Annotated in this window: 12 protein-coding genes; 9 read left to right on the top strand and 3 right to left on the bottom strand. The window is 72.6% G+C overall.

The window, feature by feature from the left end; translation table 11 throughout:
- Nucleotides 1-82 precede the first annotated feature (82 nt).
- The 5 genes from EXE57_RS04160 (at nt 83) to EXE57_RS04140 (ending at nt 5,195) form a co-directional block, all read left to right on the top strand.
- The gene (locus EXE57_RS04160) at nt 83-598 is read left to right on the top strand and encodes a winged helix-turn-helix domain-containing protein (protein ID WP_135074287.1); all 516 of its coding nucleotides are present in this window, start codon (nt 83-85) and stop codon (nt 596-598) included.
- A 9-nt stretch (nt 599-607) separates the two neighbouring features.
- Entirely contained in the window at nt 608-2,662 is a 2,055-nt protein-coding gene (locus EXE57_RS04155) for an NAD(+) synthase (RefSeq protein ID WP_135074285.1), read from the top strand.
- Nucleotides 2,652-3,302, top strand: coding sequence for a class I SAM-dependent methyltransferase (locus tag EXE57_RS04150; RefSeq protein ID WP_208542961.1), 651 nt, complete (start codon nt 2,652-2,654; stop codon nt 3,300-3,302). The genes EXE57_RS04155 and EXE57_RS04150 overlap by 11 nt, the downstream gene beginning before the upstream one ends.
- Nucleotides 3,303-3,350: 48 nt before the next feature.
- Entirely contained in the window at nt 3,351-4,475 is a 1,125-nt protein-coding gene (locus tag EXE57_RS04145) for a DNA glycosylase AlkZ-like family protein (protein ID WP_135074283.1), read from the top strand.
- A 180-nt stretch (nt 4,476-4,655) separates the two neighbouring features.
- Entirely contained in the window at nt 4,656-5,195 is a 540-nt protein-coding gene (locus EXE57_RS04140) for a hypothetical protein (RefSeq protein ID WP_135074281.1), read from the top strand.
- A gap of 18 nt (nt 5,196-5,213) precedes the next feature.
- Here the strand turns inward: EXE57_RS04140 and EXE57_RS04135 are convergent, their stop codons facing one another.
- Nucleotides 5,214-5,678: a pyridoxamine 5'-phosphate oxidase family protein gene (locus EXE57_RS04135; protein ID WP_167305814.1), complete on the bottom strand. Its 465-nt coding sequence runs from the start codon at nt 5,676-5,678 to the stop codon at nt 5,214-5,216.
- Between the two features lie 106 nt (nt 5,679-5,784).
- On the opposite strand from EXE57_RS04135, the gene EXE57_RS04130 reads away from it, so the two are divergent.
- The 4 genes from EXE57_RS04130 to EXE57_RS04115 all read left to right on the top strand — a co-directional run bounded on the left by EXE57_RS04130 (nt 5,785) and on the right by EXE57_RS04115 (nt 8,151).
- Nucleotides 5,785-6,147: a hypothetical protein gene (locus EXE57_RS04130; protein WP_135074277.1), complete on the top strand. Its 363-nt coding sequence runs from the start codon at nt 5,785-5,787 to the stop codon at nt 6,145-6,147.
- Between the two features lie 79 nt (nt 6,148-6,226).
- Nucleotides 6,227-6,763, top strand: a complete 537-nt coding sequence (locus EXE57_RS04125) for a P-loop nucleotide/nucleoside kinase family protein (RefSeq protein ID WP_135074275.1) — start codon at nt 6,227-6,229, stop codon at nt 6,761-6,763.
- A 60-nt stretch (nt 6,764-6,823) separates the two neighbouring features.
- Complete coding sequence (locus tag EXE57_RS04120; RefSeq protein WP_135074273.1) at nt 6,824-7,375, top strand: hypothetical protein; 552 nt, start codon at nt 6,824-6,826, stop codon at nt 7,373-7,375.
- A 197-nt stretch (nt 7,376-7,572) separates the two neighbouring features.
- Complete coding sequence (locus EXE57_RS04115; protein WP_135074271.1) at nt 7,573-8,151, top strand: hypothetical protein; 579 nt, start codon at nt 7,573-7,575, stop codon at nt 8,149-8,151.
- A gap of 16 nt (nt 8,152-8,167) precedes the next feature.
- Here the strand turns inward: EXE57_RS04115 and EXE57_RS04110 are convergent, their stop codons facing one another.
- Together EXE57_RS04110 and EXE57_RS04105 are read right to left on the bottom strand one after the other, a co-directional pair.
- Complete coding sequence (locus EXE57_RS04110; protein ID WP_135074269.1) at nt 8,168-9,787, bottom strand: AbgT family transporter; 1,620 nt, start codon at nt 9,785-9,787, stop codon at nt 8,168-8,170.
- A 7-nt stretch (nt 9,788-9,794) separates the two neighbouring features.
- Nucleotides 9,795-11,156, bottom strand: a complete 1,362-nt coding sequence (locus EXE57_RS04105; RefSeq protein WP_135074267.1) for a M20 family metallopeptidase — start codon at nt 11,154-11,156, stop codon at nt 9,795-9,797.
- Between the last annotated feature and the right edge of the window lie 150 nt (nt 11,157-11,306).

Genomic DNA, 11,306 nt, shown 5'->3' with positions numbered 1-11,306 from the left:
ATGAGACATGTCTCTCGCTCGGGGAGAGGATCTCGTCCAGGGAGGACCGGTTGGCGCGCCGGGAGTTTCCGACGTTCCGACCGTGGTGATCGCGATCGCCGCCTCCATGGAGGAGCGCCTGCGTGTGGCGTCACTGGTCAGCGAGCACGTGCCCGTGCTCCTCGTCGCCACGAGGGAGGAGGCGCTCGCCCTGCTCGCCGGTGAACCGCCGCCAGCGGCGGCCTCGGTGAGCGTGGTCCCGGACCCGCCGCCGACCGGGGAGGTGGCCGAGACGCTCGTCGTCGACTCGGACTGGCGCCTCGCCCGGTGGGGGGAGGCGAGCATCCCGCTCTCACCGCTGGAGCACGACCTGCTCGTGTGCCTGCTCGACGAGCCGGACCGCACCTGGACGTTCGAGCGGATCCACCGTCGGGTCTGGGGCAACGACCACCTCGGCGGTCGCGACGACGTGCAGTCGGTGGTGAAACGGCTGCGACGCAAGCTGCGCGACCTCGGCAGCCCGTACGCCATCCGCGCCGTCCGCGGCGTGGGCCTGCGGGTGGTCGACCAGCGGGTGGTCGGTCCGCACGCGACGGTCGACGTGAGTGACGCGCCCTAGACTCGCGACGTGGACTTCTTCTCCGCCTACGACCAGGGATTCGCCCGGGTGGCCGCCTGCACGGTGCCGGTGTCGATCGCCGACCCGACGGCCAACGCGCGGACGATCCTCGAGCAGGCGCGGGCCTGCCACGACGACGGCGTGGCGGTCGCGGTCTTCCCCGAGCTGGCGCTCTGCGGGTACGCCGTCGACGACCTGCTGCTGCAGGACACGCTGCTCGACGCCGTGCTGGACGCGGTCTCGGAGCTGGTCGCCGCTTCTCAGGACCTGACCCCGGTGCTGGTCGTGGGTGCTCCGCTGGTCCACGGGACGCGCGTCCTGAACTGCGCGGTCGTCGTCCACGGCGGCCGGGTGCTCGGCGTCGCGCCGAAGTCCTACCTGCCGACGTACCGCGAGTTCTACGAGCGGCGTTGGTTCGCGCCGGGTGACGACCGGCGCGGCTCGACGATCTCGCTGCTCGGCGAGCAGGTCCCCTTCGGGCCCGACCTGGTCTTCCGGGCCAGCGACGTGACCGGGCTGGCGCTGCACGTCGAGGTCTGCGAGGACATGTGGGTCCCTGTCCCGCCCAGCGCCGAGGCGGCGCTCGCGGGTGCCACGGTGCTCGCCAACCTGTCCGGCAGCCCGATCACGGTGGCTCGCGCGGAGGACCGCCGGCTGCTGGTCCGGTCGGCGAGCGCACGCTGCCTGGCGGCGTACGTCTACGCGGCCGCGGGGCAGGGGGAGTCGACGACCGACCTGTCCTGGGACGGGCAGACGATGGTCTACGAGTGCGGTGAGCTGCTGGCGGAGGGTGAGCGGTTCCCGGAGGGGCCGCGCCGCAGCGTGGTCGACGTCGACCTCGACCGGATCCGGCAGGAGCGGCTGCGGCAGGGGACCTTCGACGACAACCGCCGGGGGCTCGAGGCCCGGCTGGCCCGGACCTCGACGCCGGGGGCGGGGTTCCGCACGGTGTCGTTCGAGCTGCGGCCGCCCACGGGTGACATCGGGCTGCGCCGCAAGGTCGACCGCTTCCCGTTCGTGCCCGACGACCCCGAGCGGCTGGCCCTGGACTGCTACGAGGCCTACAACATCCAGGTCTCCGGGCTCGAGCAGCGGCTGCACGCGATCGGTCACCCCAAGGTGGTCATCGGGGTCAGCGGCGGGCTGGACTCCACCCACGCGCTGATCGTCGCGGCCAAGGCGATGGACCGGCTCGGCCGCCCGCGCGAGGACATCCACGCCTTCACGATGCCGGGCTTCGCGACCGGCGACACCACGCGTTCCTACGCCACCCGGCTCGCGAAGAGCCTGGGCGTGACCTTCGAGGAGCTCGACATCACCGCGGCGGCGCGGCAGATGCTGGCCGACATCGACCACCCGAACTCCTGGGGCGAGGAGGTCTACGACGTCACCTTCGAGAACGTCCAGGCCGGGCTGCGCACCGACTACCTCTTCCGGCTCGCCAACCACCGCGGCGGCATCGTGCTCGGGACCGGCGACCTCTCCGAGCTCGCGCTGGGCTGGTGCACCTACGGCGTGGGCGACCAGATGTCCCACTACGGCGTCAACGCCGGCGTCCCGAAGACCCTGATCCAGCACCTGATCCGTTGGGTGATCGACTCCCACCAGTTCGCGTCCGACACCGACGAGGTGCTGCGCGAGATCCTCACCCAGGAGATCACCCCGGAGCTGATCCCGGGTGGGAGCCAGAGCACCGAGGAGTCGGTGGGCCCGTACGCCCTCCAGGACTTCACGCTCCACCACGTGATCCGCCACGGCCACCGTCCGCGCCGGATCGCCTTCCTGGCGATGCACGCCTGGGCCGATGCCGCGGCGGGGGAGTGGCCTCCGGGGTTCCCCGAGAGCGACCGTCCGTCCTACGACCTGGCGACCGTACGCCGGTGGCTGGAGGTCTTCGTCAAGCGGTTCTTCGCCAGCCAGTTCAAGCGCTCGGCCCTGCCCAACGGGCCCAAGGTGAGTCCGGGCGGGACGATGAGCCCGCGGGGCGACTGGCGGATGCCGTCCGACGCGAGCGCCACGGCGTGGCTGGCCGAGATCGAGCGGGACGTGCCCCGTGGCGCGTGACTGGGACCTGCGGGCCGACGAGCTCTCGGCCGAGGCGATCGGTCAGGGTGAGCCGACCGCGTGGTTCGACCGTCTCTACGCCGCCGGCGTCGCCGGTGAGGTCTCGATGCCGTGGGACCGGGACACCCCGCAGCCGCTGCTCGAGGAATGGGCGCGCGCGACCGGGCTCGACGGAACGGGGCGACGCGCGGTCGTGGTCGGCTGCGGGTTGGGTGCCGACGCGGCGTACCTCGCGCGACTCGGCTTCGCGACGACGGGCTTCGACATCTCCTCCACGGCCGTCGACCAGGCGGGCGCGCGTCACGCGGGGTCGGGCGCCGACTTCGTGGTGGCCGACCTGCTGGCCCTGCCGGAGGAGTGGCGCGGGCACTTCGACCTGGTCGTCGAGGTCTTCACGGTGCAGGCGCTGCCCGACCCGCCTCGGACCGAGGCGATGGCCGCGATCAGCACGCTGGTCGCCCCGGGCGGGACGATGCTGGCGATCGCCTTCCGCGACGACGGCAGCGAGCCGCCGGCGGTCGGGCCGCCCTTCCCGCTCGACCGCGGCACCCTGGAGGCGATGGCCGGCGACCGTCTCGAGGTCGTGGCGCTCGAGGAGCTCGCCGGGCCGCTGTGGCGGGCCGAGTACCGACGCGCCTAGGGCCCGATCGGCCCACGACCTCCTCCAGCGCAGTGCGATGCTGGGTGGGTGGGCACCCAGCTCGAGGTCTCGGTCACGTGGGAGGAAGCACTCGCCTGGCGGATGGAGCGCCACCTCCTCGATCCCGTCGGGGACGTCACGGTGGCCGACGTCGTCCGCGGTCTCGGTGCGGTCCTGTCGATGGACGAGTCGCTGGCCGAGCTGGCGGTCCGCACGCGACGGACGACGTCGCAGGCGGGCGAGCTCACGCAGGCCCTGGTCGACGGGGAGGTGATCAACGCCTTCGCGTACCGGGGGGCGATGCACTACCTCTCCCCCGAGGAGGGCGGCGTCACCCTGGCCCTCAAGGCCGCGGGCCGGCAGTGGGAGCTGCCCAGCTGGGTGGAGCACTACCGGCTGCGCCCGGAGGACTGGCCCGAGTTCCGCGCCGCGGTCCGCGACGCGGTCCGCGACGGGCCCCTGACGATCCCCGAGCTGGGTGAGGCGCTGTCGGGACACCGTGCCTACCGGCACCTCGGGCCTGTCTTCGACGAGGGTGCCGGCACGCTGATCAAGCCGCTGACCTGGCAGGGCGACCTGAGCCTGGGGAGGCCCAGGGACGGGCAGCGCACCGTCCAGCGCCTCGACGCCAACCCGCGGTGGGGCGGCATCCCCGACCTCGAGGAGGCCGGACCACGGGCGATCACCGCCTACCTCCGGACCTACGGGCCGGCAACCTGCGACCGCGTCCACCACTGGCTGGGCGACAACCTGGGGGCCGGACGCAGACGGCTCGACCGTTGGCTCTCCGGCCTGGCCGACCGTCTGGTCGCGGTCGACGTCGAGGGCACCACGGCGTACGTCGTCGCGGAGGACGCCGAGTCCCTGGCGGTCGCCCGCCCCTCGACCGTGGTGCGCTTCCTCCCCGGGCACGACCAGTGGGTGATGGGACCCGGCACGAAGGACGGCCACGCCACCCCGCCGGCCTGCCGCGACGCCATGACGCGCAAGGGCAACCCGGTCGTCGTCGGCGGTGTCGTGCGGGGGACGTGGACGGTGAGGAAGGACCGGAAGGGCGAGGTCGCCGTCACCTGGCTGGATGGCACCCCGCGGCCGGGGAAGGCGCTCGAGGAGGAGGTGGAGCGGCTGGCCGCTCTCCGGGGCGAGGAGCTGCGGCTCACTGAGGGCACGTGAGCCCGACCGACCTCACGGCCCGACCTGGGTGTCCGAGCGCGAGCCTGCTCGCTGCAGCACCTGCCTGGCCTCCCGACCGCGACCTGGCTCGGGCCCGGGGTGCCCACCGAGCCCTGGTCCCCGGGCGGACACCTCCGGAGTTCGCCGGCGCACGCCCCGTCGAGGTGCGAGTATGCCGCGGTGAAGGTCGACGGGAGAGTCGCGCAGGCCGGAGCGACCCCGCCGGTGCCGAGGTCGATCTGGGTGGTCGCCTGCGCGTCGCTGGTGGGCCAGGCGGTGCTGCTTGTCGGGCAGGGCGGCCGGCTCGACGACGAGGTCTCGATCCTCGTGTCCGTCGTCCTCGGCTCGCTCGTCGTGGGTTACGTCTCCGCCGGCGTCGTCCGCGCCCGCACGGTCCGGGTCGTGCTGGCTGTCGTCGTGCTGGTGCTGAGTGCACTCGTCGACCTGGTCGGGATCTTCGCGTCCCACGACCCCGACGGCGCGGCCCTCGCCGCGCTGTCCCTCGCGACCACGGCGGTGGCGCTGGCCGGGCTGGAACGGTTCCGCCGCAGCGAGTGGTATGCCTGGCAACGCACGAGGCCACCGTCCCACCACGGCGCCCCGATCGGCTCCCTGGTCATGATCGGCGTGCTCGTCGGTGCCTTGGGCGGGCTCACCGGACCCGTCGAGGGCGGCGTCGACGTACGGATCAGCGTCGCCGAGCCGTCCTCGAGGGCGTGACGGCTGCTGCCGAGCAGGTCACCGCCGGACCGGCGCTCGCTGGTCGACGTCGGCGTCCTGGTCCAGCACCCAGGCGTCTATGATCTCGGCGACGTAGAGCCGGAGGCGGGCCCCGCCCGTGACGCGCTCGCGCGTGAACTCGCCGATCCCCTGTGCCAGCGATCGCCGGTTCACGACGGCCAGGCCGTCGTCGAGCCACTCGTCGGGGCACTGGCGGGCTCGCGCCGTCGCATAGAAGGCCGTCCCCTCGTTCGGCACGGCGTTGGTGTCGAAGACGGTGAGCGCGACCTCGGGCCGGTGCTCGACCAGCCGGGAGTGCCGCGACCCGGGCCAGGAGAGCCAGTAGAGGCGGTCGAGCCCGTCGTGGGCGAACCAGACGGGCGTGGCCCAGGGGCTGCCGCCCGCGTCCGCGGTGGCCAGGACGACGTAGCAGGTGCCGTCGAGGACGGAGCGAGCGTGGGCGTTGTTGTCGGTGACGGGCATCGGATCTCCCCGGGCGGCAGGTGCCAGAAGACGGTGACAGGTCCCGGGAGCGTAGACGCGACGGAAGGGTGGCACCAGACCGGCGGCTCGCTGGGATGATGGGCCCATGGAGAGGGGCGCGCTCATCAGGGCGCTGCTGCGTGAGGACGTGGCATCTCGGGCATGCGCCGAAGCGCTCGACGGCGGTGCCGATTTCGAGGTGTACGAGGGTGAAGTGGCCACTGCCGACCTGATGGCGATCTACCGGCGGCGAGCACGGCACGTCGCAGCCATCGGGCTGGAGCACGGGGGGTTCGAGGAGGCCCTCATCGACCTCGGCCGGTGCGGAGCGGAGGTCCTTCGCCTCGGTGCCGTCACGGACCGGCGCGGACGACGCCACTTCCAGCTCTTCGTCTCGGCTGACGCCGACGACGTCGTCGCCTGCCTCTGGGTGCGCCACGAGGCGGAGGACCACCTTCCTGAGCGGTGACGGTTCGGGCGCCAGCAGCTCGGCGCGAGGCCGGCCATCAGGCAGGATCGGGACCGGGCCCTCAGGACCGGAGGTGAGGATGAGGCAGCCGACGCTGTTCCTGACGGTGGGACTGCCGGGCACCGGGAAGACCACGGCTGCGCGACGCCTCGAGGTCGAGCGGAAGGCTCTTCGCCTCACGAAGGACGAGTGGGTGAAGGCCCTCTACGGATGGCAGAACCCGTCGTCGGCGCAGGACGTGATCGAGGGTCGGCTGATCCAGGTCGGTCTGCGCGCCCTCGAGCTCGGCATCGACGTGGTGATCGACTTCGGCCTGTGGAGTCGCGACGAGCGCTCCGCCCTGCGGCAGGCAGCAGCGGACCTCGGCGCAACGGTGGAGCTGCACTACTTCGAGCTCACCCCGACCGAGCAGCGGGAGCGACTGGACCGGCGCCTGTCCGAGGCGTCCCACACGACGTGGCACATGTCGGAGGAGGAGCTCGACGCCTGGGCAGCCCACTTCGACGTGCCCACGGCAGGTGAGCTCGACGGCAGTGAACCCGTCGACGCCCCGCCGGCGGGGTTCGCGACGTGGGGCGAGTGGCGGGCGCACCGCTGGCCCGCGGCGATCGCCTGAGACCCGCTCCTCCGCTCGTCGACGAACGGGCACCACGCGTTCGGGCGCCACGTTCCCAGCGTGGAGCCAGCGGACGAATGCTCGTTCGCCCGTTCGTCTACCGCCCGCACCGGACCACCGAGGGTGCTGGTCGGTGTGCTGAGCGGGGCCTGGCGGATCGGGGAACCGACCGGCGACGCGGCCTTCGCGATCGAGCGCCACCCAGCGACCCTGACGCGGCGGCCCGACAGGCGGACCGCCGTCGTCTCCCGGTTCGAGGTCAGGCGTCCGGGGCTTCGCGAGCGTCGGTGCGGCGGACGGCTGCAGCGCGTACTGGTGGTACACCGCGTACCGCTCGTCCGGCCGGAGCGCGGAGAGCGTGCGCATGACGCCGTCGACCGCGGAGTCGACGTTGCCCCACATGACCGTTGCCATGTCGTCCCACTGGTCCGGGGTCATCACGATCAGGACGCGACGGTCCGGGTCGACGTCGTCGGGGACCACCACCTCGATCTCCCCGGCGCCGACTTGGTGGGCAGACGCCCACGCGTCGAGCGCCTCGATGAGGCGCTCCCACAGCCGCTCGTCGTCCACGTCTCCAGCAGGCCTGAATCGATCCGCACGGCGTCATGACGCCAGGCGCAAGGACCTGCGGTTGCCACCACCCGGACCAGGCAGACCAGCCCAGGACTGGATCCGACACCGACCACGACTCGAGTAGGCGATTCCCCGAGCCCGGGGGCCCGCTGTGCGAGCCTTGCCCGGTGATGCTCGCGCCGACCACCAGCAGGGTACGGAGGCGTTCGCTTCCGCTCCTCGCCGCCGTCCTGATGACCGCAGCACTGACCAGCTGCGGCAGCGACACCCAGGCATCCTCGGCCGAGGGCAGCGGGGGAGATCGCGTGCCCGTCACCGCACGAGTGCTCGCCCTCGTGGCCGCCGAGCACGCCGGGACTCCGGACTCGGCGGAGCGGGAGCGCGACGCCGCCGAGGAGCTCACCTCGGGAGGAGTAGGGGCCGAGCTGCGCTACGGCTCCGACGGGGAGTACGACGGGGACCTGCTGGTCGTGGCGGTGGGCACGGGCCTCGACGAGGCGATGGTCGACTGCGACGCGGAAGCGACCGAGTTCCTCGCCGGATGCGTGCGGACCGACCAGGGCACGCTGCTGTGGGAGGCCGAGGCGCCCGAGGAGGACCCCGGCGTCGTCTACGTCGCTGTGGACAAGGGCGAGTCCGCCGCGTTGCTCTTCTACGCCGGACCCGCCATCACCGGCGACCCACGCGACCTGGGCATGCCCATCTCGACGGAGACCCTGTTCGCGATCGCCAACGATCCCCGCGTCGACGTGACCACGCCGGGGGAGACGGTGGACGCCGCTGCCGACCTGCCGTTCTGGCGAGCCGGTTGAGCAGTGGGCGACTCCGTCAGGGGATCCGGATCCCCACGCCCGGCCCGACGTCCAGCCCGCCGAAGTAGAACACCGAGAGCACGACCACCCAGGCCAGCCAGAACGGCACCACGAACGGCAGCATCCGCGCGATCACGGTCCCCAGGCCGGCCTCGGGCTCGTAGCGCTTGAGCATCACCAGGAAGATCCAGATGTAGGGGTTCATCGGCGTGATCACCTGGGTGGCCGAGTCGCCGATGCGGAAGGCCGCCTGGACGAAGCCCGGCTCGTAGCCGAGCAGCGCGAACAGCGGCACGAACACCGCTCCCATCAGCGTCCACATCGACGACCCGCTGACGATGAACAGGTTGAGCACGGAGGCCAGCAGGATGAAGCCGAGGATCGCCGGATAGCCGGTCAGCCCGATCGACTCCAGCCCGTTGGCGCCGGAGACGGCGAGGGCCGAGCCGAGGTTGGTCCAGTTGAACAGCGCGATGAACTGGCCGAGCATGAACGCCAGCACGATGAACGCCGCCATGTCCTTGATGCCCAGCGCCATCACCTTCGGCACGTCGGCCGACTCCCTCAGCGACCCGCTGACGTAGCCGTAGACCAGGGCCGGTCCGAGGAACAGCACGAAGACGATGAACACCGTCGAGTCCAGCAGCGGTGACTCCGGCAGGAACGCGCCGTCCTCGTTGCGCCAGGGCGAGCCGGACGGGAGGACCGCGACCAGGATCACCGCGGACAGCACGAGGAAGGCGACGCCGGCCATCCGCAGGCCCCGGCGCTCGGCGGCGTCTAGCTCGGGCGCGAGGTCGCCCGGCCCGGTACGCAGCGCAGGTGCGACGTCCTCGTCGTCGCGCGCCGCGGGAGCGGTGCTGCCGTCGACCGTGTCGTCGCTCTCCACCATCTCGCGAGGGGCGTCCTCCCGCTCCAGCCGCGGCTCGACGATCCTGTCGATGACGAAGCCGGCGACGACTGCGAGCACGACCGATGCGGCGACGTTGAAGTAGTAGTTCGAGACCGGCGTGACGGTCGCACCCGCGTTCGGGAGGTTGGTCGTGACGGCGTTGGTGATGCCGGCGAACAGGGCGTCGAGGCTGGTGACGACCAGCGAGGTGGAGTAGCCGGCGCCGACGGCGGCGAACCCGCCGACCAGCCCGGCGATCGGGTGGCGGCCGGCCGCCTTGAAGACCATCGCCGCCAACGGGGGCACGACGATGAACGCGGCGTCGGCCATCACGGAGGCGGTCACGCCGACCAGCCCGACGGCGTACGGGAGCAGCCAGCGCGGCGCCGACCCGAGGCTCACCCTGATCGCGGCGCCGAGCATGCCGGTCCGCTCCGCGACGGTCACCGCGAGCAGGATCGTCACCACGGTGACCAGCGGCGGGAAGCCGATGAAGTTCGGGCCGAGGTTGACCGTCAGCCAGGTCAGGCCCTCGCCGGTGAACAGCCCGCGGACCGCGGTGGGCTCGTCGGTGCCGGGGATGGTCACGGTCGTGCCGGCGAGCTCGAGCGCCGTGGAGATCACGCCGACGAGCAGGAACAGGCCGAGGAACAGCAGGAACGGGTCGGGCAGCTTGTTGCCGAGCCGTTCGACGCCGGCGAGCAGCCGGTCGGTGCGGGTGGGGGCCATGGCGGTCTGGGTCATCGGGGGGTCACCTGCGCTCGAAGTAGGAGGGGACGTCGACCGCTCCGCCGGCCGCCTCGAAGTCCGCGGCCGCTGCCGCACGGAGGTCGGCGTCGGAGAGGTAGTCGGCCGTCACGGCCGCCAGGGCGTACGCGGCGTCCAGCACCACGCGGTCGGCCTCGGGCGTGACCGCCGCGTCGGCGAAGTCACGGGTGTGCAGCGAGAGGTCCTCGTCGGTGATCTTCACCATCGCGTGGACTCCCGGCACCCGGTAGGACACGTTGCCGAAGTCGGTGGAGCCGGCGAACATCCGCGGCACCACGTCGGGAGCGAGGACGACCCGGCCGCGCTCGGCGTACCGGGTGGTCCAGCTGGCCGCGAGCGGCCGGTTGCCGCGGACGGGGAGGTACGGCGGCGCCTCGTCCCACGACAGCTCGACGCCGCAGCCCGTCATCAGCGCGGCGCCGCGGGCGATGTCGGCCAGCCGCTCGCTCAGGACCGCGAGGCTCTCGGGGTACTCGCTGCGAAGGTAGAACAGCATCTCGGCGTGCTCGGGGATCACGTTGGGCCGCTCGCCGCCCGCGGTCACGACGCCGTGCACCCGGTCCGTGGGCGGCAGCTGCTGGCGGTGCAGGCCGACGCCGGTGTACATCAGGTTGACCGCGTCGAGGGCGTTGCGCCCCATGAACGGCTGGGCCGACGCGTGCGAGGTGATCCCGGTGAACGTCGCGCGCAGCTGACGGCGCCCGAGGAACACCGGCTCGGCGATGTCGAAGGTGAACGGGTGCACCATCAGCGCGGCGTCCACACCGTCGAAGGCGCCCTGCTGTGCCATCAGCTCCTTGCCGCCGCCGCCCTCCTCGGCCGGGGTCCCGAGCCAGACCACCCGGCCCGGCAGCCGGTCGCGCACGGCCGCGAGGGCCAGGAACGCCCCGAGGCCGGCGGTGGCGATGACGTTGTGGCCGCAGCCGTGCCCGATGCCGGGCAGCGCGTCGTACTCCGACAGCACGGCCATCGTCGGTCCGGAGTCACCCACCTCCGCACGCAGCGCGGTGTCGAGGCCGTGGGCGCCGCGGACCACCTCGATGCCGTGGGACTCGACGAGGTCGGCCAGCGCCGCCGCCGAGCGGTGCTCCTCGAAGGAGACCTCCGGGTGGGCCGACAGGTCGTGGCTCGCCTCCAGCAGCGAGTCCCCGAGCTCGGCCACCGCCCCGCTCAGCGCCTCGAGCAGGCCGGGATCGGCCCCGTGGGCAGGGGAGGCGGACGCGGGGGAGGTCCGGGCGCGGGCCCGGGTCTCCTCGGCGAGGTGACGGAGCAGGAAGTCGTCCGGCGGCCGTGGACTCCCCACGTCGTGGGCGTCCTCCCGGATGTTCGAGGCGCGGTCGTGCATGGTCAGCATCCCTCCCGTGTGAGCGGGCCCGAGGTGGGACTGGACAGTCCGGCGAACGTAGCACCGGATCGGCGCCCGACGGCACCACGCGTCCACCGCCGACGCCGTCGTGGCGACCTCCTCGCGTGCCGGAAACATCACGGACACAGG

It is taken from the genome of Nocardioides euryhalodurans, from assembly GCF_004564375.1.
In the GTDB taxonomy this organism is placed as follows: domain Bacteria; phylum Actinomycetota; class Actinomycetes; order Propionibacteriales; family Nocardioidaceae; genus Nocardioides; species Nocardioides euryhalodurans.
This window is presented reverse-complemented; position numbering and strand designations above follow the sequence as displayed.